At 51.0% G+C, this 23,516-nt stretch carries 16 protein-coding genes; 3 read left to right on the top strand and 13 right to left on the bottom strand.

The window, feature by feature from the left end; all coding sequences use genetic code 11:
- From KOO62_06335 to KOO62_06350, 4 genes are all read right to left on the bottom strand, one after another.
- Positions 1 to 292: hypothetical protein (locus KOO62_06335; GenBank protein ID MBU8933607.1), on the bottom strand; the 292-nt coding region annotated here is incomplete at its 3' end.
- 198 nt (positions 293 to 490) lie between these two features.
- Positions 491 to 1,402: an N-acetylmuramic acid 6-phosphate etherase gene (gene murQ, locus KOO62_06340; protein ID MBU8933608.1), complete on the bottom strand. Its 912-nt coding sequence runs from the start codon at positions 1,400 to 1,402 to the stop codon at positions 491 to 493.
- 86 nt (positions 1,403 to 1,488) lie between these two features.
- On the bottom strand, positions 1,489 to 2,277 hold the full coding sequence (locus KOO62_06345; GenBank protein MBU8933609.1) for a hypothetical protein: 789 nt from the start codon (positions 2,275 to 2,277) through the stop codon (positions 1,489 to 1,491).
- Positions 2,278 to 2,624: 347 nt separating this feature from the next.
- Complete coding sequence (locus tag KOO62_06350; GenBank protein MBU8933610.1) at positions 2,625 to 4,433, bottom strand: M3 family oligoendopeptidase; 1,809 nt, start codon at positions 4,431 to 4,433, stop codon at positions 2,625 to 2,627.
- A gap of 424 nt (positions 4,434 to 4,857) precedes the next feature.
- Between KOO62_06350 and KOO62_06355 the strand changes: the two genes are divergently transcribed.
- Complete coding sequence (locus KOO62_06355) at positions 4,858 to 6,114, top strand: AIPR family protein (GenBank protein MBU8933611.1); 1,257 nt, start codon at positions 4,858 to 4,860, stop codon at positions 6,112 to 6,114.
- Positions 6,115 to 6,537: 423 nt separating this feature from the next.
- On the opposite strand, the gene KOO62_06360 is transcribed toward KOO62_06355, so the two are convergent.
- From KOO62_06360 to KOO62_06370, 3 genes are all read right to left on the bottom strand, one after another.
- The gene (locus KOO62_06360; GenBank protein ID MBU8933612.1) at positions 6,538 to 8,955 is read right to left on the bottom strand and encodes a hypothetical protein; all 2,418 of its coding nucleotides are present in this window, start codon (positions 8,953 to 8,955) and stop codon (positions 6,538 to 6,540) included.
- A gap of 115 nt (positions 8,956 to 9,070) precedes the next feature.
- Positions 9,071 to 10,480, bottom strand: a complete 1,410-nt coding sequence (locus KOO62_06365) for an O-antigen ligase family protein (protein MBU8933613.1) — start codon at positions 10,478 to 10,480, stop codon at positions 9,071 to 9,073.
- A 95-nt stretch (positions 10,481 to 10,575) separates the two neighbouring features.
- Entirely contained in the window at positions 10,576 to 12,843 is a 2,268-nt protein-coding gene (locus KOO62_06370) for a DUF5686 and carboxypeptidase regulatory-like domain-containing protein (GenBank protein ID MBU8933614.1), read from the bottom strand.
- Position 12,844: 1 nt separating this feature from the next.
- On the opposite strand from KOO62_06370, the gene KOO62_06375 reads away from it, so the two are divergent.
- The gene (locus KOO62_06375) at positions 12,845 to 13,081 is read left to right on the top strand and encodes a hypothetical protein (GenBank protein MBU8933615.1); all 237 of its coding nucleotides are present in this window, start codon (positions 12,845 to 12,847) and stop codon (positions 13,079 to 13,081) included.
- Between the two features lie 110 nt (positions 13,082 to 13,191).
- Here KOO62_06375 and KOO62_06380 read toward each other — a convergent pair whose 3' ends face one another.
- Positions 13,192 to 15,723: a thrombospondin type 3 repeat-containing protein gene (locus KOO62_06380; protein MBU8933616.1), complete on the bottom strand. Its 2,532-nt coding sequence runs from the start codon at positions 15,721 to 15,723 to the stop codon at positions 13,192 to 13,194.
- Positions 15,724 to 15,879: 156 nt separating this feature from the next.
- Positions 15,880 to 17,760 carry an oligoendopeptidase F gene (pepF, locus tag KOO62_06385; protein ID MBU8933617.1) on the bottom strand — a complete coding sequence of 627 codons (1,881 nt, stop codon included), beginning with the start codon at positions 17,758 to 17,760 and terminating at the stop codon, positions 15,880 to 15,882.
- 114 nt (positions 17,761 to 17,874) lie between these two features.
- On the opposite strand from pepF, the gene KOO62_06390 reads away from it, so the two are divergent.
- Positions 17,875 to 18,276 carry an acyl-CoA thioesterase gene (locus KOO62_06390; protein ID MBU8933618.1) on the top strand — a complete coding sequence of 134 codons (402 nt, stop codon included), beginning with the start codon at positions 17,875 to 17,877 and terminating at the stop codon, positions 18,274 to 18,276.
- 104 nt (positions 18,277 to 18,380) lie between these two features.
- Here the strand turns inward: KOO62_06390 and KOO62_06395 are convergent, their stop codons facing one another.
- The 4 genes from KOO62_06395 to KOO62_06410 are packed head-to-tail and all read right to left on the bottom strand — an operon-like array spanning position 18,381 to position 23,480.
- Entirely contained in the window at positions 18,381 to 19,994 is a 1,614-nt protein-coding gene (locus KOO62_06395; protein ID MBU8933619.1) for a transglutaminase, read from the bottom strand.
- Positions 19,995 to 20,039: 45 nt separating this feature from the next.
- The gene (gene menE, locus KOO62_06400) at positions 20,040 to 21,512 is read right to left on the bottom strand and encodes an o-succinylbenzoate--CoA ligase (protein ID MBU8933620.1); all 1,473 of its coding nucleotides are present in this window, start codon (positions 21,510 to 21,512) and stop codon (positions 20,040 to 20,042) included.
- Positions 21,505 to 22,554: an o-succinylbenzoate synthase gene (gene menC / locus KOO62_06405; protein MBU8933621.1), complete on the bottom strand. Its 1,050-nt coding sequence runs from the start codon at positions 22,552 to 22,554 to the stop codon at positions 21,505 to 21,507. The genes menE and menC overlap by 8 nt, the downstream gene beginning before the upstream one ends.
- 56 nt (positions 22,555 to 22,610) lie before the next feature.
- Positions 22,611 to 23,480 carry a 1,4-dihydroxy-2-naphthoate polyprenyltransferase gene (locus KOO62_06410; GenBank protein MBU8933622.1) on the bottom strand — a complete coding sequence of 290 codons (870 nt, stop codon included), beginning with the start codon at positions 23,478 to 23,480 and terminating at the stop codon, positions 22,611 to 22,613.
- Positions 23,481 to 23,516: the final 36 nt, after the last annotated feature.

Consider the following 23,516-nt stretch of genomic DNA (forward strand, 5'->3'; position numbering starts at 1 on the left):
GCCTGCCCCATACAGCCCGAAGGTGGTAGTAACCGGCTTCAGGATCAGTCAGACATTCAACCACATCTGGAGAGACCAGCATGGGGTCATCGAACTCTTCGTCCGCTTCTGTTTCCGCGATCAAATCCGACTCATCGAACCCAGGATTTTCTGCATTGGCCGTGTATCCACCAAACTCGGAATCAAGATTCAGTTCTCCGTCCGTGACAGGATCTGTGGTGTTATCCGAACATCCTGCAGCCCAGATCAGCAACGTCAGCACCAGGAGAGGAAAGGCTAGTTTGCGAATCATCAGTGTTCTCCTTTCAGTAAATTGTTTCTCAGTTGTGTTTGCTGTCTGGAATAGTATCAACCGCTGTGCCATGATTGCTGTAATCACCATAAGTAACTGTAGTGGCATGTGTTAAGGTGTCGTCGCTGTTTGTGATCGAGCTACTGAAGTGTACCGACAGGTACGAACCACACTTTTACGTTCCGGTCGGTACACACCTCAGATTACGCGAGACACAAAACCATCCCCATCATCAAGTCGCCGCAAAGCCTCTTCGCGAGAACAGCTTAGTTTGTGCATCACAATAGCCGTCTTAACTACCCCGTCGGCTGAAATGAGAAGTTGGTCCGCCTGCTCATAGTCAAGCTCCAGCAAATCCATGAGTATCTTACGCGAGCGAGCGGCCAATTTCTCCGAGCGACACTGAAGATCAACCATCAGGTTACCGAATGTCTTGCCCAGCAACACCATTGCGGTAGTGGAAATCATATTGAGTGTCATTTTCTGAGCTGTCCCGGATTTCATTCGGGTTGAGCCGGTAATCACCTCCGGACCTACCGGTAATGAAATGACAATATCAAGTCCAGCGGGAAGATTGACCGGTTCGTTACAGATTATGAAAGCCGTTCCGGCACCGACTTCTATCGCATACTCAAGGGCAGCCCTGGTATAGGGCGTGCGAACCGAGGCAGCCAGACCGATGACAAAATCAGCCTGAGATAATCCTCGCGCCCTCAATTCAATCACTGGCTCATCGATTCTGTCTTCGGCTCCCTCCAGCGATAACACCAGAGTTTCGTGACCGCCCGATATGAGCCCTACAATCTGCTTGGGGTCAGTGCCAAAAGTAGGCGGACACTCGGCGGCATCGAGTACGCCCAAACGGCCGGATGTGCCAGCCCCGACATAGAACACTCGTCCGCCCTTCTTCAGAGTTGCGGCAAATATCTCAGCCGCTTCGGAAATCCGGGGAATCGCCTGCTTCACAATTGCAGCAACTTTGCTGTCTTCCCGATTGATTTTGTGAGCGATATCCTGTGCGCTCAGGCGGTCGATATCGGTTGTGTCCGGATTGGTCTGCTCAGTTGAGAGCCGAGCCAGTTCTCTGACCAGTTTCTCTCGATCTTTCATAATGGGAGTGTAGACCGGACACCCGAGGCGGACAACAAAAAAGGGAGCATTGCTCCCTTCTTAAGGTCTAATAGGCGAAGACCTGCTTAGTTGGCCAGGACCTCTATTGTCGCGAAGCCAGTGGTCACAATGCTGCACTTGGTGCCGGACATGTTCTGCTCTGCGATGTTATCATCGAGCTGATCGGGTACCGGCGTCGGTAGCAGGGTAGCAAGCAAGGTGCTATCTGGTACTCCGTGATATGCATACACATAGATGTAGTATATACCCGGATCTGGTTCTCCGCCCTGAAGTGACGTTTTCGTGAAAGCACTGTCGTTGATTCCGATATAAGTTGCCTGTGATGTCACCCACTGGCTGTAGCCGATCCCCATATAGGCCGAGTCCTTCTTGACCGCCGCGATGATATATCCTTCCGCATCAGCAGCACCAGTCCAGCTTACCGATACCAGATCGGCTGGTCCCTTTTCCGTCGGTGCAATCGACGTGATTGACAGTTGGCCGGGCATCGTAAACCCCAACGTATCATTCAATCGAGAGGCGTCTTTCACGACCATATCCACCGGACCGGCCGGCAGACTGTCGGCCGGACCGACCGCAAAAGTGTATCTGTCGGCTGAAGCAACAAGTGTGTCGCCGCCCACGACGAAAACAGCCCCGGTTACAAGGGTATCATTGCGTTCCAACCGAGCCGCAGCATAGGCCACGTTACGGTTGTAGTCCTTTACCAGGACACCTCCAAAGCAATATTCGTAGTCATCATTGAAGGGGTCGGTCGGTCCCGAGGAGCCGTCACAACCAACTATTAGTGCCGTCGCCACAGCGACCAAAAGGCCGAGGGCCAGCAGACAGACATAAGTATTACGTAGTCTCATATATCATTATATCGACGCCGAGGCTGTTTGGATTTACGAAAAAATGCGCTTCCGAATCCTTCTTTATGGTAGTCAAATAGTCCAACGGGAGGGGCCAACATACAAAATAGATCATTTTTATCTATTTCGGGAACTATTCTTTTCCAGCCTGTGTTCTTTGGGTGGGTAAGAGAATTACTGGTCAGACTTTTTGACCGACCTCTGCGATTCCAGTTGCGCTCCGTGTTGTTCCCTCCCCCTCGCACGGAGCGCACTTCTCTTATCCAATTTATTCTGACAGTCTGGTAGGGCAGAAGTCCTGTGCTCCTGCCAGAGAATAGGCGATGCCGGAAGACAGGCAATGCCTGCTACCCCTGGGCCAACTTGACAAACTCATCAACATCGGCCAGGGAACGAGCAACAGCATCTTCCCAGAAACTTCTTGTCGACAGGTCAACCCCCAGATGTTTCTGTGCCAGATCCTCAGTCATCATACTACCCGTATCAACCAGCAACGAGCGGTACTTGTCAGTAAAGACCGACCCTTCCTTGCAAGCCCGATCATACACCCCACCCGAGAAAAGATAGCCGAACACATACGGGAAATGATAGAATGGTTGGCCGGTCAGATAGAAATGCAACTTAGAACACCAGAACAACGGATGGTGCCCGGATTCGTCAAGCAGTTCGCCGTACGCCTTTTTCTGTGCCTCAACCATCATTTCGCAGAGCCGGTCTTTCTGAACAATTCCTTTTCCCCGTTCGGCGTAGAAGGAGCGGTCAAATATATACCGGCAGTGCAGGTCGGTAAACATCCCATAAGCTGCTTGCAACCTTTGATCGAGCAGCATAAGTTTTTCCTGCGGGTCCGTAGCCTGTTTCAGGGCGGCATCGACTACAAGCGTTTCGGCAAAAATCGAAGCTGTCTCGGCCAGAGGCATCGGGTACTGTTGCGAGAGGTAGGGCCGTTCCTTCAGGACCCACTGATGAAACGCGTGACCGAGTTCATGGGCCAGGGTCAGCAGGTTCTCAAAGGTCCCGGCATAGGTCATGAATATTCGCGACTGCTTGATTGGTCCAAATCCGGTGCAGAATCCACCACCGCGCTTGCCGCCACGATCTTCAGCCTCCACCCAGTGTTTCTCCAGCGCCATCTCCGCGAAATCGGCCAGATTGGTCGAGAACGTACGGAAATTATCGACAATGAACTTTCCGGCTTCGTCAAACGGAATAGCCGCGTCGGATTTGCCGCAGGGAGCAAACTGATCGTACCAACTGAACTTGTCGATACCGAGCAGTTTTTTCTTCGCTTCAACATAAGGTTTGAGTTTGTGGGCTTCATCGGCGACAACACTCCACATGGCGTCAAGGGTCGACTCCTTCAAGCGGGCCATTGTCAACGGCTCGTGCAGCACCGAATCCCATTTGCGATTGCTGTATAACGACAGGCGGAATCCTCCCTGCGCGTTGAGAGCCATTGCGGCCAGATCGGCGCGTGTTCCCCATGCTGAATACATCGCCTCAAAAGCGCGCTTGCGCACATCACGGTCAGGGCTGGACATCTTGGTAGCCAGCTGCCCCATCGAAAGTGATTTTGTTTCCCCGTCCTCTTCAAAATCAGCGCGAAGATCACCGGCCATCTTGTCATACAAACGGTTCCAGGCGTGGTAGCCGTTGACGGCCAGTTCGAGGGCGAGCGATTCCTGCTCAAGCGGCATTTTGCTCTTGGCAATCTCGCGCATCTCATTCAGCGGAAAAGCTAACTTGTCGAGAGCGGGAGCTTGGATCAGCAAGTCCCACTGATCATCGGATATCTTGAGCGTACGCGCTTCGAGACCGGCATTGAGTTTTTCCCACTCGGACAGGTACTCGTCACCTTTGCCTTCAATGGCGGCGGCCACGTCGTCCTTGACATCCTGCGACGTCAGACATCCGCTAAGCGCCAGCACAAGTTCGATGTCTGCCAGGATCGCTTGATACTGGAGAACAAAATCAACCCACTGGCTCAGCGAGGCATCGTCAATCTTTTCGGGCAGCGCTTCGAGATTGGCGGCGGCTGACTTGAGGGATGCTTCGACTTTATCGCGATGTTTTTTGAACTGGGGCGATTTGCTTCCGCCGGGTATTATCGTTTCGAGGTCCCATTTTGGTGCGGGGGGGATTTTTGTGTCAGGCATGTCATTTACTCCTGAGGTCGGGGTCTTGTTCTATCTTTGCGGGACATTATAGGGGAAAATGTGGGAGAGGGCAAGCCATGTAGGTCAAGCCGCTTGTCGGCTTGACAATGATAACTCACAACCTGTCACCCTCGCACGGGTGCCCGGCTTAAACTTATTTGGGCCGGATTTCCGTGCGCGGCAGACGTCCCCGTCTGCCCGGGATCACACGTCTATTGGCTGGTGTGGATTTGATTGAGTGGGTTGAAACTGTCTTCAGTTTCGACATCAGAAGGCACTCCCCAGAAAGAAAGTTGTTGACTGGTCGAACCATTTGACGCACTTTGTAGGTGAAATGCGCTCATAGTGTAAACTTGAGCGAAGTCACTGTAGGGTAACCTTGGTGGCGTAAGAGAATAAAATTCTTATAATGAGGAGGTTTGCCATGAAAGCGAACCAGCCAATGACCTTCCGATTCCCCGTTCAAGATTTCAAACGCCTTGAGACGCCGCTGGATGATCGCGGATTTCGCGATTTCTTGTGCACTGTCGATGTGCAGGCTCTACCCGACTTAAGCGAGTGGGGTAAATCGAACCTGCGTGATCCGAAAGATCGCGGCAAGGTTCCTCAGATGATTAGGGCCGCCTTGCATGAGGAAGAGTTGTTTGTCTATTTGAACAGAGGCATTGTAATAATCGCGGATAACGTCAAGTTCGACAACAAATCGATGGAAGTTTCAGTAACGTTCACCGAGCGTGATATACACGGCCTGATTGATGGCGGGCACACGCATCTTATTATTCAGAAAGAGCGGGGGAGTCTTAAGAAAACCGAGGAGGACACGGGCCATCAGCGGCAGAGATCTGTCAAGCTAGAAATCCTCAAGGGATTCGACCTGGGTCAGATCAAGGATATCGCCGGAGCTAGGAATACTTCGAATCAGGTAAAGGATGAAAGCCTGCTGCAGCTTGAGGGCCGATTCGATGCGCTTAAAAAGCTATTGCAGTATGAACCATACGCCGACGAGATTGCCTTCAAGGAATACGAAACTCACGCCAATGGAACTCAGAAGTCCATCGACATTCGGGATATAATCTCAATCCTGTATATGTTCGATGTAGAACTGTTTACCGGCTCGCGTCATCCGGTGAATGGATACCGGTCCAAGATGGTCTGTCTCAAGGAGTTCGATCAGAAGACGTCTCCAAGCACTGGGTCAACCCAATCGATATATGAAAGGCTTTACCCTCTGGTGCCCGATTTTCTTCGACTTCACGATGAGATCCATCTGAACTTACCACGCTTATACAATACTGCTCGACAGGAATTTGGAGAGGATGTAACTAGGGGTGCCTTTGGTAAGCTCACCGGGGTAGCGATGCGCAACGTGCAATTGCCATTTTCAGGCCGAGCTTCCAAGTTTAGGGTTCCGGCCGGATTCGTTTATCCAATACTTGGTGCCTTTAGGGCACTGCTGGAGGAAAAAGGAGGACGTTTCTGCTGGGCGAAAGGGTGCAATCCCGCCAAACTGCTTTCGGGCGATATGGGGCTTCAGATGGCGGATGCCGTTGGCGCTACCGCACGCCGCGACCAGAACCCAAGTAAGACAGGTAAGGATCTGTCTCTTTGGCAAAGTTGCTATCAGGCTGCAGTAATAGCAAGGCAGAGCATTGAGATAGCTCGATTACGGAAGCAAAAGTAGTTTCTGAACCGATGCTTGACCGGCTCAAACATGTTTGGGCCGGTCGATGTTTTTCCTTCCCCCTACACTTTTCCCACAACATCTCTGCTGATACCTGCACCAGCCCATTCTACATGAGCCAACTCCGAACAGAAGACCAAAAACCGACACAGAATCACCATAGAAAACGAACGAATTCTCTACATTTTCAGTGGTTGAAACCACAAGCGAATTCGCCTTACGCAACTAAGTACAAGGAGTTACACCAAAACGCAAAAAGTGAATTTGCGAATCAAACCCATTTTGCGAAGAGAAGACTGGATTCCCGCCTGCGCGGGAATGACAGATCAACTTACGCCATCCACGGGGATGACATGTGGGCCACCCATGAAACAGGCAATGCCTGCTGGACCCCCGCGTCCGCGAGGGTGACAATGTGGCCTGCTACTCTCCCCAGGCTTCCTTCAGCGAAATCAAACCGTACGCCACCAGATACAACACCGCCGCGATTAGTAACGAAACCGCGTAGCCGAAATTGAAAGCGATCAACATCACCAGCGTGGCACCAATCACCGAAGCTGCCCCGTTGACGGCAAAACCCCAGTCGACCAGTTCGCCCACCCGTAAGGCTGCTTTCGGGAACGGCATGCCCATAAAGAATCCCAGTGGGAAGATCAGCAATATCGACACCAGCATCCTCGGTACCGGCGTTAGCCCTCCCAGCGCGTTGGTCAGACTTCCGAACACGAGGACATCAAGTATCAGCCAGATGAAGATTCCCCCGAACGCCACCCGGTTGCTGACCTCTTTCGAGAAACGACTACCGATACCGCCCCCAAGCAACAACGCCAGCAACACCGTTATGATGGCGTAGATGGAGGTGCCTATAAACAGTGTATATTTCTGAATCAGGATTATCTCGACCATCATGAAGGCCAAACCGATGACGAAGAAATACAGCCACGGGGCGATTTTCAAATGTGGCCCTTTGACAACATACGGCAATAGATTCAAAGGCAGGATCAGGATTCCGACCACTAACAAAATGACGATTATTATCAACTTGGCTAATGGAAACCCGAAGAACTCATACGGAAGAATCCGGTCCAGCCCTTCGAACTGGAAATTCTTCATTAGACCCATCTGCGCCACAAACGGTCGATCATCGGTGGCAGGAGAGAGATCAATCGGCCTGTCCTCGGAGACGGTCTGCCATCCTTCCAGCACGATGCGATTGATAAGACTGTCCTGGAGCGAGTCGGGCGCCGGATACAATAGATGCCGTTGGTCATACACTTCCGGCGTCAACGCCCCAAAGGCATAGTAGCGGATCGAATCGGTGAGCGGGCGTTTCGAAATGAACATTATATTACGTCGCATTTGTGGAAGATTGTAGACAGCGAAATGAGATAGGGGGTCATTGACCCCTAAATTCTCCAACGCGTCTTTTACTTCGGAGACAATACGCGGCATATAGAACTGGTGCTCCATCATCATGAAACCGCTGTCGGAGAGCGACTCCCAGTAGTCCATAAATGCCTCGGTCGTGAACAGGTAACTCTCGGCCAAAGCAAACGAACCGGAGGCAAGCGCCGCCCAGGTGTTGGAACTGAGGGAGTATATTACATCAAACTTGTTCTTGTGTCGCCGCGTATAGGCCCGAGCATCTTCGCTTACAACCGTAATACGTGGATCATGATAGAGCCGGCTCGTGAATTCGGATAGCGTCACTATTGGCAACGGAACGCTGTAGTCAATCGTATCGGTTTCGACGGAATCAACCTCTGCGACTTCGACAACAGCTGAGTCGGTCTCAGTCGTATCAGTAGACGCGCTATCTGCGACAGCGATCTCTTCGGTCGCAGTATCTTTCTGAGGATACTGAAGGATATAGCCACACGAATCGCCATAGAGCATCATGTGGTTGATAAACGGGTTGACTTCGACGGCGTGAACTTCGGTAGCTCCGGCCATTAGTGCCTGTAAAGCATCGGTCCCGCCTCCAGACCCAAGCGAAAGAAATATACACGAATCAAATTGCTCAATCAGGTAGGACACGTCGATACCGAACTCGTATTTTTCGGAATCAGGTCGGTTCCAGTTACCATCAAAGGCATACACCGGCGAGTTGGCAACATTGTCGATTTCAAGTCCGCGTGCGTATGGCCCGTAATCGAAAATCTTGATCTTGGACATAGCGTCCCAGTGTTTGTAGATAACCGGGGCGCGTTCCGGTCGTTCTCTCTCCAACATTGAAGCAGCCGAACCAAGCGTCATGAACATAACACCGCCCAGTATCACGGGGATGATTTTGACCCATCTCCGGCAGGCAATCATCGCTGCCACCAGTACTGGAAGAGCACATAAAAATGACGCCTTCGGCGTTCCGAAACCGTTCATGGCCATAATAATGATAGGAACGGCCAGCCCGGCACCAATAAGATCGGCCATGTATAGTTTGGGTATTTGCTGGTGGTGTTTTCTGAAAATTGAGGCCAGGGCAATCCCGCCAAAGAAGAAAGCCGACCCCAGCAACATTATTGCCACTGCGAGTTTACCTACCATTGCCCAACTGCTTAACAAAGCCGAGAATTTCAAACCCAGCTTGAATACCGCCGGGGGACCAATCAGGGTCATCAGTCCGGTCAGCGACAGTGTGAGACCGAGTTTCTCTGTCTTTCCCAGTGACGGGAATAATCGAAGCGCGAGAGCACCAAGCCCAAGACCGAGAATTGCAATTGAGAGAATGAGAAATGCAAAAGTGTAGAAGAACTCAGCTGAGAATATCCGAGTCCAGGCCAGTTCCAGAGCAATGAGACTAATCGATAACAACGCTACGATCGCCAGTTCACGATTTTTCATATAACCTTCCAGTCCGCCGGTTTCATCTCACGGGATTTCAACCGGTTGTGAATTTGCATTGAATATAAATACGGAGGGTCCTGGATGTTGTTCAAGAAAAAATAGAAGGGAGCCTCTAGCGGGCTCGGTGTTGATGAGACCAGGCGGCATTGAGGCCGAAGAGAATCGCCAGAATGTACCCGGTCTGGCCCCAGGTCCAGGTCCGCATATAGAACATCGTGATGAAACAGACCAGGGCAGCCATGAACAACGCGACCGATACCGGGGCGTTAATCTGATCAAGTTTCAACCTCAGGTTTGTTCGTCCGATACGCAGGCCTCTCCAGAATAGCAACATCAACGCGCTGGTGCCAACCAGTCCGGTTTCGGCCAAGTAGTGCAACAACACGTTGTGAGCCGACATTCCTTTCACATATGCCCAAAGGGGGATTAGTTTCACCTCCGGTACCACCTCGTGAATGATCTTCATATTTCCAATCCCGATTCCAATAATCGGACTACTGAGGAAGCCTTTGATGGCAGAGGTCCACAGGATGAGTCGGGTTGACACCGTGCCCTCAGGATTTTGTAGCGAGGCAATCAGGCTGGTCACTCGCGTGAGGATTCCTCCGAACAGTGTCTCGCCTAGAACGACTACAGTTACACCTAGCAGAGCTATGGGAATCAACACCAGCTTGACGGCTCGGGCGGCACGTTGAGCGTTCTCCCGTCTGGCCTTTCGATAAGCAACGAAAAGCAAGATTGGTACCGCCACCACGACAGCCAATAACGGAGCTCGAGACTGGGTGGCGAATATGCCCAAACCGGTCACTACACAGATCAATCCATAACCGAAACGGGAGGCTGGTGACCGGGTCCAGATAAGGAAGGCTAAAGCCATCGGCAGGGTGGTCATAGCGAAATACTGGAGCGCCAATCCAGCCGGTCCGAACGATCGGAAGCTACCGCCGGCCAAGACAAAGGGAATAAAGGCCAGGGCCGACAGAACGGCCGTCTGGATCATAAAAAACAGTAACAGCTTCCTAACCCCGATTTCTAGGGCATACTTGAATACAAATCGGAAAGTTAAATACACAGTCACAATCCGTATCGACGACACCACTGACTCACGCATATCATAAGCGAACAAGGCCGACAACCAGGTAGCCATAATTAGCAATATGAATGGTGTATCCAGAGGCGTAGGGCGAATCTCAGCTCCCGAGCGCAGGAGGTGGTTTAGAATGAATGCTAATGCGGCCAATGCGAAGGCGATGTCATAGGGATGAATAGCAATGAAATCGAGAAGATAGGGCATTTTAACAGAGATCGAAACCAGGAATAGAACGAATGAAAGTCGTGGGTTTACCAACAGTACCAAGGCAGCCAGCCCCGCCAGGTAGCCAGTGGCAATGATTGGCCGGATGTCGATCACGTAAAGGATCAGCGGAGAAAGAACCAGCAACGCCCCGACCGCAACAACGCGGTTTGATATCGAGCAGGGGAATGACCCTGCCCCTGCTGGATGGGAAATCGACTGCGACATAACGTCAAGATACAATCTCTCCGCGATGAGGCAACTGTTTTGAAGGTAACCTTACTGCCCCTACATTTGCGAAATAGCCCTGATTGTCTCGCGGGCTAGAACGCCATCCCAATCTTGAAAGAGAAGTCGTTGGTATTGTAGTCCGACAACTGCCACGTAAAGAACGTTCGCAAAAACAGCGGTGGCAGGCGCCCGAACCCAAAACCGATTTCCGAGTACGGTCTGACTGCAGTAACAGGGTGCTCACCTTCCAAAATGATCGATTCATCCTGGAAATCGCACCAGAACGAACCACCATAGACAAAAAGCGAGAATGGCGTTTTCTTCAGCAACGGCAGCTTCAGGCGCCGAAACAAGATACTGCCGAAGTCGTGAGCGGCATAGACCGAAAGTACCCGATCACCCGCGAAGTTGACTGTTCCCTGGGTCTTGAAATCGGTCAACTGTTTATTGTCAATGTCTCCGAAATCCATAGTGAAATAGCGCTGTGGCGGCAAGAACCGGTTGGACATTCCGGCGTAAGTTGAGAACCGGAATAAACCCAGCCCAGGCAGAGTTCTTATATGTCGCAGCCTGATATAGCCACGGTGAAACTTAAAGTCACTGTCGATGAATTTCGGCCACGAGGATTCACCGCCGATCTCGAATATCGTCAGGGGCAGGGCGAACCCTTTTGACTCCTTCCCCTTGATCTTCATCAGGGGGCGACTGTCCCAACGCAACGAAGCACTTACCGACCTGAGCTTGCCGTTGAGAATGCCAGGGTTGGGTCGATGCTCCTTGTCTTTAGCCCAGATGAGACTGTAGTCGGTGGCATTACCGATCGAGTATTGATCAACATCGTGATATTCTAACTTCAGATTGACTTTGGGTAGCAGGCGGGTCTGCAAATAGACTTCAAAGCCTTCTTCCTGATAGTAGTCAGACGGATCAATCTTCTGAAACAGGGCTGGTATGGTTGGATTGTAGCCGGGATTACCCGCCAGGGGTCGCCGCCGAATTTGGTTATGATATTCTGCGCCAATCAAGGTCTGCATTTGTTCCCAGAACATGTAGTCGGCCGCATACCGATGCTGCCAGTATTCGCTTTCGAACGCGTACCCGCTTTGCAAATGCAGCTTCACTCTGGGAATCAGATCTTCAATCGGCAGTGCCAGACCCAAATAAGCGCCATCCACACGGTTGAAATGAACGAAGTTATACTGTGTAGCTAAGGTGAAGTAAGGCGCAATCAGAGCCTTGGTGATAATTTCCTTAACCGACGGTGGAAGGTTCTCGAGTGAGTCAATATGGGCATAGCCGGCTGTTTCTTCGGCGGTCAGTGGCACCAGTTGACCCTCATTCCAGGCGACCGAGTCTATATCATCCGCAGTTTCTGCCACTTCGAGCACATACTGGTCGAAGATACCATCAGGAATCCCCTCGTTTATTGTGAAACGATGCAGCGCGGCCACGTAGTCGAAAGCGAGAGCGGGGATGATCGGACCCGGTATATCAAACCGACCGGAGAAGCGGACTTCAATCGGCATCCACAGGTTGTCATCGAAAGCCGCATATGTCTGACGGTAGGTTAGATCGCTGATATAGGGAGCATCAAAACCATTGCTGAAGCCGACTTCAACACCCACCACATCGTAGGTGGAATCGGCAATAAGGATTTCTCCGACAAGCAAGGGATGAGTGTTGCCCCGGGGCTCGATTTCGAGCTTAAAGACTGGTTTTCCGTCCAACAGGATGGTGTCCAGCAAGTAGTAATTGTAATAGTCCAGGGCGTCATCGGCTGTTGGTGACACTACTTGTTGCCGCCCGAAGTCCAGACGATTACTGTTGAGGTTGAATATCTCGCCTACTGAGATGAGATTTTGCTCGGCAGTCATGTTGGCTGTCTGCCTCCGGGCGGTGATAATTTCCTTGTAGCGACCGGGCTGCTCCCAGTAACCCGCGAGTTGCGATTCCACTATTAGGTAGACCCTGGTGCTGTCCTCACTCTCAATCTTGCGTACAACTAATTTTGTATAGGCATCAAACCAGTAATCGCGAATTTTCCTTAGTAGCTCTTCCTTATGGGCGATAGCTCGAACGATAATTTCCTGTGCGGGATCATAGGCTCGATTGTAAACCGTGGTTCCCTTCAGTTCGATAATCGCTGGACGAAGGCTGACGTCCATAGCAACAGCCGTGTCGGTCACAACGATGTCAACAGTCTCCGAGTAATGAGATACATGACTGAATTTGATACAATACTGCCCCGGGTCCAGCAGCAACCGAAACTGTCCGTCATCATTGGAGGCCATAGCATGACCCGTACCTTCGACGCGTATTGTTACAACCGGAATCGGCTCTTTCGTGTCGGAGTCAAACACAGTGCCGCGCAATACGGAAGCGGACAATGGTTGCATCATAGATGTCGTGAAGAAGATCAAGAACAAGAATATGAACGCGGGAACGGTGCGACAGTTCTTTGCAATCACGGATATACCTTTCGTGGTCTTTCGAATGCTGTTTATTGCGATACGCAGCACGATACGTGCAGCTACCCACGTTGTCAACCGATGGAAGTATTTGATAATTTCATCTACCGGGTCAGATTGCAAACGCTAGCCACGCCATATTTGCCAGGGAGCACCGGGTTACGAAAACGGACAGGAGCGTAATGTTCTTGCCCGTTTCATTAAACTTGAAGACCGATCAAGGGACTGTGTCCCTGGCGCCTACTCACAAATCGGGTCGGGACCACCGGTAAATAGATAGGCAACCAAGTAAGTAAGATCGCCGACCACAACGCCCGGCTCGCCATCGATACTCGCCGCTTCCATTACCGGCGGAACTGGACCACCCGTGAAGAGATAGGCCACCAAGTAAGTCAGGTCTGATATGACCGGCCCACCGCCGTCGCCGTCTATATCTCCGCAGATGTATTCGCAGACATCACCGACATTGTTGCCGTTGGCGTCAGCTTGATCGGGGTTGGGTACGTCGGGACAGTTATCACATACGTCGCCGACATCGTCCGAGTCCGCATCCTCCTGGGTGGGATTGTGCGTCATCGGACAGTTGTCGTCGTTGTTGACAACGCCATCGTCATCAATGTCGCTATCTAAGTCGGGGAACACAATGTAGTCCACCCAGCCGCAATCACTGCCACTGGAAATTAAACCATCTTTGTAATAAGTCCATCTGAAGGCATGTGAGCCGGAAGTTACTGCGAAGGTAGCTTCGGTCCAATCGACCTCACCTGCCCACTGACCCTTCTGCTGATCATCAACGTAGAAACGCAGGTAATCATAATTCGATTCCGAGGAGACTTTGTACTGAAACGATATATTACCAGCATCTAGGTTGTCGAGAGTTACCGACATACTTGATGTCTGGTTATGGGTGATACTCCCTGATCGCGAGCTGTAGACGCCTTCGTAGACATCACTGCCAACGAGTTGCCAGTCCTCATTGCCGGTCATCTGCCATGGATACATCGTGAAATCGCCGGACTCGAAATCTTCAATTACTTTTCCAATCGTAAGCGAGAACATAATGCTATCCGAGTAGCCGCCGTTGGCAGTGAGGTGCTCGACAAATTGCACAGAATAATCCATAGGTGTAGTCGGGTCGATATCGAACTGGTAGGCCGTGATAGATGTGCCCGTGCCGCCCAGAGCAGTGATGGTCGGATAGGTCGTCGTGTTCTGTGTGATAGTAATGTAGCCATCCGAACAACTTAGCGTCCCAGCTACCCCAATACCATCACCGGCGCCATTGTTCTCAAGAGTCACTTTCATAGATACGGCATCGCCGGGATCGACAGAACCAGCATTATGTCCGACAAAGACCAGAACCGGCTCATTGGAGAGCGGCTGCAACTGAACATCGACGGTCTGGACCGTACGATCTACCGTCGTGATTCCAAAAACTGTGTCTGGGTAGTAACCGGGAGAAGCAAACACAAGGTTCCAGGTACCGGCCTCAATCATGCGATGGTAGTCGCCCACATCGGGATCGGTGTAGATTTGAGAACTGTCGATATCGTGCCCCAGAACTGTTACCATTGCAAAAAGTGGCAGGGATGTACTGGCATCGGTGATGACACCCTTGATACCGAAATTGGCCTGGCGCAACCAGTCAAAAAGCGACTGGCGGTTGTATACCCAGAGGGAAGGTAGCTGGCTCGCCGGGAGGAATTTCACACCCGACAATTCAAGTGTGACTTCCCGACAATGATGCCAGTAGTTCATATAGTCCTGGCGGCCACCGGCGATGGAATACCAGTCGTAGCCGTTGGTGATTCCGTTGTTCTGATAGGTCATATACCCCGAAGGGCTGTAATGCTGAGCTGAGTCAGCGTACATGCGGGAAATATCAATCCACCAGGCATCATCGGCGTGGCGCGTAGACCATGTATCCCAGGGATAGTTAATTACTTCCGCACCGCCATGATGATTGGCTGAGATGACTAAGGTGTGAGCAGAGGCAAAGTTCATAAAATGAACTGTTTCCGTTTGCCAGGAATTGCCATCGGGGTGTGGCCCATCTTCGGGGTCGGGATAATTACGGTTAAGGTCAACACTGTTGGAGTTATAGCGAGTGGGATTGGAGAGGACATTCGGATCTCCGCTACCATAGCTGCCGTCGGGATTGGCAAACGGGTTGATCCATATTTCCATATGGTCCACCATCGCGGTGATTTCAGAATCGGTACCGTAGGCACTCAGCAGGGAATCAATCATCCGCAGCATAAGTACCGCGCCGGTTGTTTCGTCGCCGTGCATGCTTGAGGTATACATGACTTCCGGTTCGTTTTCTTCAACGCTGACATTATCGGATATGCGAGCAAACAGGATAGGGCGACCGTTAACACTATTGCCAATGTCAACAATCTCACACAGACTGGGATGGTCGATCTCGAACTGAGCCATCATAGCTTGATAGCCACTGAAAGTTGGGTAAACATCCCAGGCGCGAAGATCCTTGAGGTTTGACGAAGATTCCACTTTGTAGAGAGTGCCGGGGTGGGGCAACTCGGTCCAGTCATAACCCAGGCGTTCAAACTCAGCCATCTCGCGGTCATTGGCATAGGCCCAGACTTCACCGTCGCGGACATTATCAATCGAAATAACTCGGGTGAGTTTCTGCAATTCTTCGCGTGAGTCGATTTTGAACTTAAAGTAATACTCGGTTGCCATTGCTGTGGTCGCCATGGATAGCAAAACCATCAACGTCAATACGACTACTACCGCAGTTCTCTTCATTATGTTTGTCCTCAATCCTGTTGGGTCGGGTCTCTGTATGTATAATCGAACCTTACCCTCACAATATATAGAAGAAACCGGATCGACAAAGGAATTTCTATCGATCCGGTTCAAGCGGCAAGTTAGCCAAAAAGTATATAAAGGCCCGATGGGCGCCTAATTTTCGATGAGAAGTCGCTCCATCTCATCTACCAGTTCACCAAACAGTTTGATAGTCCGGTCGACCGGTTCGGTTGAAGTGACATCCACTCCGGCTTCGAGTAGAATATCAACGGGATAATTGGAAGTTCCGGTCGAAAGGAAACGCATATAGGTCTCCATGTAGTCCGGATCTTCAAGAATTCGTTGCGACACCATCTGGGCCGCCGCATAGCTGGTGGCATACTTGTAGACATAGAACTGACGATAGAAATGACCGATCCGCAGACAACCCATATCGTTGATCGAATCTATTACGAGGTCCGGTCCCCAATATTTCTGGTATATACCGCGATAGGTCTTGCGCATCTGGTCGGCCGATAATGCGCCGCCTTCTTCGACAACCTTGTGTATCGCAATCTCGAACTCGGAGAACATAACCTGGGTATAGAATGTCCCCATGATCTGCTCAATATAATAGTTGATCAGGGCCAGTTTCTCCTCTTTGTCGGTGACGGTTTCCAAAATGTACTTCATCAACACCGCTTCGTTACAGGTTGAGGCTACCTCGGCCAGGAATATTGGGTTGTTGCTGTACACAAACGGTTCGTTCTTGTTGGTATAGAAAGCGTGCATGGCGTGACCCATTTCATGAGCCAGCGTGAAAACACCGTCCAGCGTGTTGTTGTGATTAAGCAGAACGAAGGGATGAGTGTCGTAGCTACCCCACTGATAAGCACCGGAGCCTTTGCCCTGAGTCTCAAAGACGTCAATCCAGCCGGAGTTCAGACCTTTCTCAAATTCCGCCATGTAGCCCTTACCAAGAGGCTTCAAACCCTTGAGAACAATCTCCTTGGCCTCTTCCCAGGGGTACTCGCGTTTGGAATCGCCCACCAGCGGAACGGACAGGTCATAAGTGTACAGTGTGTCGTAGCCGAGCATCTTCTTGCGCAAAGCAGTCAGTTTGTGGAGCGGGGCAAGATTGTTGTTTACGGCCTCAATCAGGCTGTGGAATACCGGCTCGGGAACATTATCTTTTTTGAGCGACATTTCCAAACAACTGTTATAGCCGCGTGCCTGGCGGTAGAAGTTATCCTTTTTGACAGAAGCGGATAGAGTTGCCGCCAAAGTATTGATATACTTCATGTAGGCTTGATTGTAAGTCTGGTTGGCTTCACGGCGCAGACGACGACTACCGGTCTCCAAGATACGGTAATAGCGCTGCTTGGTCAATTCTACTTCGTTACCGTCATCGTCGATAACAGTGCCATAGGTGATGTCGGCATCATTGGTCATGGAGAAAATATGTTCTGGAGCATCTGTCACAGGTCCGGCCAACGCCAGTATGGCTTCTTCTTTATCAGACAGAACGTACTCCTTCAGGCGACGCTCATCATCAAGGTAGTGACGATAAATATCCATTTCGGGATTGCTGGCCAGCCACGATTGAATGAGATCTTCGCTGATCGTCAGCAATTCGGGGCTGATATACGATATATGCCCTTTCATTCGAGACCACAACCCCGAAATACGCCCGGTCATTTCCTGATACTCGCTAGCCCGATTGTCTTCATCCAATTTCATGTAAGCATAGACCCACAATTTGTTTTCAATCGACTCCAGACTATCGCGCAGTTGAAACATCGAAAGTAGATTGTCCGGCGAATCGCCAAGGTGACTTTTAAATGATTCGAGTCGGGCGATGTTGGAATCGAGATATGCGAAATCCGTCTCCCAGGCCTCGTCGGTGGCGTAAATGTCTTCCAGTTTCCACTTGTACTGATCCTCGATGTCTGATCGTTGCGGAACGGCGTCGGTCTCCGCAAACACCGCCGATACTGACAGTGTCAGAGCCAGCAGCAACATACCCAGGATCGGTTTACATTTTGAGCAATTCATGAATACTCCCATGATGCTTGAACAATTCAGTTGTCTTTTCCTTCACTTTGGCCGTCAATATAGACATTAGAGAACGTTTGTACACAGGAAATCGTTTAATCCTGAGGTGCCCGCATGTACGAAACAGATATCAGTATTCGGCTCCACCAGACCGATGCCGCCGGAGTGCTGTTCTTCGGCAACTACTTTCATGTCGCCCATGATGTCTATGAACAGTATATGCAATCAATCGGGTTTGACTTTCGTAGCATTATCAACGAGTTACCGTACCTGATCCTTATCGTTCACGCCGAGTGTGATTTCCATAAGCCAGTGTACGTTGCCGATGTTGTTCGGGTTGCAATGTCGGCCTCGAAGATTGGCCACACTTCGTTTGAACTGGTATACCGGATCAAATCATCGGAAACCGGCGGTGAAGCAGAGCTTAAGACTACCCATGTGGCCATTGACAAACAGACAGGACGTCCGACTCGGCTACCGGAGAAACTGAAGGCGGAATTGGGGAAGCTCCAGTAGCCATAAGTGGCGTAAGGCAGAACCCGTCAGTGGTTCCGCTGTTTTCACAATTCTATTACCAATGCACGCAAACATCCTCGTCTGCCGTAACAACGAGTACCTGATTATTCAGTGGGTGGCTTAATCGGCGTCCACTCCCCGAAATTCTCCACCACTATTTTGCACCTGCCCTTTGAGGTCCATCGTTCATTGGCATTGTAGCCCCATTCCAGGTATTCAGAGCCGCCCCCTCCAAGGGTGGTAATCAGGAAACGATTGTTAAGATGGCCAAAAGAATCAGCTCTGACCGAGGGCCACTTGGAGTCTCCTCCCGAAGGATCAACCGGCAGCCAGCCATAGCCGGGCAGGTAGATCTCGACCCAGCGATGAAAGACGTCATCGTACGACGCATCATCACCTCGGACCGTGATAGAACCAGCATAACGAGCAGGAAGACCGGCAGAGCGACACATGGCAATATACACAAAGCTATACTCGGAGCAGGAGCCATTACCTCGGTCAAGAATGGCCGGGGCGATATTCCACCCACCGGCCAATTCGTACTCGATATGTTCAATGACGTAATTGAATATCTTTCGTCCTATCCAGTACGGATTTGTCTCATCACCGACCGCCTTTTTCACCGCTTCTCGGACAATCGCATCCTCAAGCGAGAACTTGGTATCGTCCGAAAGGTATTTTTCCAGTATCGGCTTGGGAATGTCATTTAGCTTGCCTACTTTGTCCGGGAAAATGAAATACCGGGTTTCATACAGCTTGGCCGATACGAACATGGTTACGGTTGTAAAACAGGTTGGGGCAAGATCAGTGAAATGAAAATGAGCCACCTTCTGTCCCCATTTATCAACCAGCACATCGGTCGGTTGGGGACTAAACTCAACCGCACCGATCAATTCCTGGTTGTCCAGATCCTGAGGGATAGCAAGGTACACATCAAGCGTAAGAACTGAATCCGGGCCGAAGTTGCGGACTTGATGAATGAACTCAATCTGCTGCGTTTTCTGGTCCAGGCGTGTGAAGACAGTCCCATCATCAACGACCAGCTTATAGATCAGATCAGTCTGGTAGTCAACATTCCACAGATGCGAACCATCCCAGGCCAGTCCCCAGGAATGGGGACCGGGAGAGTCAAAACATGCGATGACATCACCATTATCCGGCGCGACCATATAGATCATGTTCTTGTACCGGTCGGAAACCCACAAGTAGGTACCATCAAAGGTCAACCCGCAGGCATGGGAAGTAGGTGCCGGTATGGATACGATAGTAGTCCCGTCCTCAATGCTAATCTGGCTTATTCTGTCATTACGGTCGGCGGCAATCCACAAGTAGGTGCCATCCCAGGCCAAACCGGTTGGACGTGATACGGGACAGTAGATTGTCTTTTCAACAATCCCGGTTTTCGGGTCAATGGCAAAGATCAGTTCTTCGTCGTTATCAACACACCATAACCTCTTGCCGTCCCAGGCCAGTCCACGAGGGACATAACCGGGAGTAGGAATTGAGTCACTAACCGACCCGTCGCCGGGGTCAATCCGGTATATCATGTCGCTCTTCCTGTCTACATTCCAGAGATACTTGCCATCAAAAGCAAGCCCCTGAGGGCAATCAAAAGGCGTCGAGAACGATTTCACCGTGTCGCCGGGAACAGCGGCAACCGGCTGCCACATAAAGAGGACAGCCATCAGCATCAATCCGAAATTGCGTGCCTGGAACATTGGGACCTCCTGGATTGGTATGGTAAGGGTGCACTGCTTGTCACATTATGTCGCCTGCGAAGTATACAATCTCTGTGCCAGTTTCGTCAGGTACTGACGGTCCGGTTTAAGACCTCCCTCTTCGGCGCTGTCAGGCCAGGAGTAGAAGACAACGGGTACCATATATCCCGGCAGACTGTCGCGGAGGCTAAGCCTCAGTTCATCCGCATCCATATCTACGCCGGACAACATCCTCACAAATGCCACCGGACGGAAACCAAATTCTGCGTCTGGTAATGCTACTACAACGCATTCGTCTATCCCGCCCAGTGATCCTATCGCCGCTTCAATGGATTCCGGGTGGATATTCTCCCCGCCTGACACAAACATATTGTCTCGCCGTCCAGCTACGGTCAGATTACCTTCATCATCAAGCACCCCCAAATCACCAGTATGAAACCAGCCATTTTCGTCAAGAGGTAGACGAATTCTGTCGCCCTCGATGTAACCCAGAAACAATGTGTCCCCTTTGACGAGGATTTCACCCTCGGAAGAAATTGCAAGCTCGCGATGAGGAAGCACCGCACCGGACGTGAGCGATGAGGAAAGTGAGGTTCTCGGCCACGATGTGGTTACTTGTGACGCCATCTCGGTCAGACCGTAAGTTGTGAACAGAGGCAGGCGGAGCCTGTAAGCTCTGGCAACGAGATCTGCTGGGATCGACGAGCCGCCAACCAGAACAGCCTTTGGCTGTTGGATTGCTTTTGAAAGAGATTGGTCGTTGATTAGGCGCTGCAACTGTGTTGCCACCACCGACAAATGCGACACGGAGTGTCTATTTATGAGAGTGACGAGATCGTCATCACAGGAGTGAAACACAACTGCTGCTCCAGTCAATGCAGTCCGAAACAGAATCGCCAGTCCGCCGACATGATACAATGGTAAGGCCAGTAGCCAGCGGTCGCCGGGGGCAAGAACTATGTTCTCGTTCGACCCGAGCGCATTGAAGTAATGATTGCCAAATGAATGAAGAACAGCTTTGGGGTTGGCAGATGTCCCCGAGGTAGCGATTATCGTCGCATCCTGATCCGTACTCAATGTGATATTTGATGAGATAGTATCACGTTCGACCTCAGACATGACTATAGCATCAAGGGTCTGAATATCTAGAGATTCTCTTGCGGGCTGTCGTCCTGAGTGGAGTCGAAGGGCGAAAGATTTCTCAACTACCAGGTGTAAACACCCAATCCGAGTCAGATACGATGAAACCATCTCTGATGGCCAGCGGGGGCTAATCGGGCAGGCAACTGCTCCAAGGCGGAAAATGGACCAAAGCAATACCGCATACTCGACACTGTTGTCTGCCAGTATCGCCACCCTATCCAAAGGTCGTATTCCTTTTTGTTCAAGCATGCTGGTAGTCGCATTGACCAACTGGTTGTATTGTCTGTAAGTGATTTTCTCCTTGTCGGAGACGAGAGCGAGCTGATCACCGAACTCGGCAGCGGCTTGATCGAGCGGGCATCGAATATCAGGCATCACTTACTTCCTCAAGCAACTCAAGCCGCGGCTGCGGATTACTAACTGGCTTGTCAGTCAGATCAATTCGGCCTCTCACGATTTTCAGTGGTATGTGGGCAATGTCATAAGCCAACGAGTTGGCTGTATCCAGCCCAACAGGAACCATTGGTCCTTCTTTTAATCCTGCCGCAAGTTCGACCAGTGTATGAAGACCAATCCCGGATTCAAACGACGAACTCATTACTGCTTTCATCCCCAATTCCGCTGCTCTTCGCGCCAACTGCACCGAACGCTCAAGACCCAGAAGAGTTGGTTTGAGAACAATCGCCTCAACGCCCGGAAGAGGATCAAGGGTCGTGATTGAACCAAGGCTTTCATCGAGAGCGATTGGAATTGATTTACTGGCACGATTACACAGCTGGAGAATACCAAGAAAATCCTCTGCCGGTTCTTCGATGTATTCGATGTTGCAGTCTTGTACGCGATCCATGAAAGTTGTCGCCTGCTCGACCTTCCAAGCACGGTTGGCATCCAGCCGTAGCGCCATCCGTTTACCAATTTGCTTCCTGACATTGTGGACCAGTTCGACGTCGGCTTCAATATCCTGCCGCCCGATTTTAAGTTTGACCGCCTTGAAGCCACTGGCTCTAATCATTCCAGCCTTCTCAAGAATCTCTTCGTTCGTTCCCGACAACAGCGCACACACCAGAACCTTGTCGGTCGTCTTCGTCGATATCAGACTCCTCAGGGGAACTTGCCTCTCACACGCCAGCAATCGCAGTATTGCGGTCTCAATCCCAAACCTTACTGATGGAAAGAGTTGATAGCTCCCCAACCACGCCTCAAAGGCGCCATTTAATTGCACGAGTTCGTCTGTGTTAGGGAGGGGATTGTCCTGAACGACAGCGCGCAACGACAGGAGTTGGGCTTTGGTCTCGCCAAGAGACTCATAACTGAAACCTGGCAATGGAGCGACTTCCCCCCAGGACGTAAGCGTCTCTTTTTCCCCCGTGAGACGTATTAACGCACCCTCACGAACTTTGTGTTCTAGTCCTCCCATTATCACAGGCGTGCGAAACGGTAATTGATATTTAAAGATTGAGCAATCTTTGATTGTCACAGCAACCACCCAACCGAAAACAACAGGCTGTATAAAAGGAGCATCATCCCGGTTATGGCAAGGACATCGTTTAGCTTCCGCCCATCGGTGAACGTGAAGACTGCCATTATCGGTCGAACGGCCGCTGCCAGAGACGCCAGTGCGATCATTGAGTAGGGATTATGGCCCAATCTCAACCAGAGCCCAATCGGCAGCAGCACTGCTGCCACGATAGCCAGCGTGTATTCATAACGGGCAAAAGTATCGCCGAACCTTACTGCCAGCGTTCGTTTGCCCGCGCGTCTATCATTGGTAATGTCACGCAGATTATTCACGGCAAGAATCGCCACCGAGAACAGTCCCGGTGCCAAACCGGCGATCAGGACGATACTGTTGATCTCAAGCGTTTGGACATAGTATGTCCCCCCGACTGCTACCGGACCGAAATAGATCAGAACAAACAGTTCCCCCAGCCCATTGTACCCGAGGGGGTAGGGTCCACCAGTATATAAAATGCCGAACAGTACCGATGATAATCCGATGACCACAATCGGCCATCCACCCCGCCAGACAAGATAGACTCCTACAAGAATTGCCAGAGCAAAGACAATAACCATCGCTCGACGCATCGCCTCCGGATTCACTAATCCGGCCTGCGTGGCGCGGGTTGGTCCGAGGCGCTCACCCTCGTCGGCTCCCTTTTTGAAATCGTAGTAGTCATTGGCGAAATTGGTACCAATCTGAATCAGCAGTGCCCCAACCAGAGCCGCCAGACAGGATATGAGATGAAACCCGCCAACATCGACAGCCATAGCCGTGCCGATAACAACCGGAGCAGCCGCAGCTGGAAGGGTTTTTGGCCGTGAAGCCATAATCCATGTACTAATCGAAGAGGAGGACAAAATGATAACTCCGCTTCACAT

This window comes from Candidatus Zixiibacteriota bacterium, from assembly GCA_019038695.1.
In the GTDB taxonomy this organism is placed as follows: Bacteria; Zixibacteria; MSB-5A5; order GN15; family FEB-12; genus B120-G9.

Coding starts and splice junctions, on each gene's coding strand:
- murQ (MBU8933608.1), bottom strand. CDS start 1,402: ATGAAAGATCGAGAGAAACTGGTCAGAGAACTGGCTCGGCTCTCAACT.
- KOO62_06345 (MBU8933609.1), bottom strand. CDS start 2,277: ATGAGACTACGTAATACTTATGTCTGTCTGCTGGCCCTCGGCCTTTTG.
- KOO62_06350 (MBU8933610.1), bottom strand. CDS start 4,433: ATGCCTGACACAAAAATCCCCCCCGCACCAAAATGGGACCTCGAAACG.
- KOO62_06355 (MBU8933611.1), top strand. CDS start 4,858: ATGAAAGCGAACCAGCCAATGACCTTCCGATTCCCCGTTCAAGATTTC.
- KOO62_06360 (MBU8933612.1), bottom strand. CDS start 8,955: ATGAAAAATCGTGAACTGGCGATCGTAGCGTTGTTATCGATTAGTCTC.
- KOO62_06365 (MBU8933613.1), bottom strand. CDS start 10,480: ATGTCGCAGTCGATTTCCCATCCAGCAGGGGCAGGGTCATTCCCCTGC.
- KOO62_06380 (MBU8933616.1), bottom strand. CDS start 15,723: ATGAAGAGAACTGCGGTAGTAGTCGTATTGACGTTGATGGTTTTGCTA.
- pepF (MBU8933617.1), bottom strand. CDS start 17,760: ATGAATTGCTCAAAATGTAAACCGATCCTGGGTATGTTGCTGCTGGCT.
- KOO62_06390 (MBU8933618.1), top strand. CDS start 17,875: ATGTACGAAACAGATATCAGTATTCGGCTCCACCAGACCGATGCCGCC.
- KOO62_06395 (MBU8933619.1), bottom strand. CDS start 19,994: ATGTTCCAGGCACGCAATTTCGGATTGATGCTGATGGCTGTCCTCTTT.
- menE (MBU8933620.1), bottom strand. CDS start 21,512: ATGCCTGATATTCGATGCCCGCTCGATCAAGCCGCTGCCGAGTTCGGT.
- menC (MBU8933621.1), bottom strand. CDS start 22,554: ATGGGAGGACTAGAACACAAAGTTCGTGAGGGTGCGTTAATACGTCTC.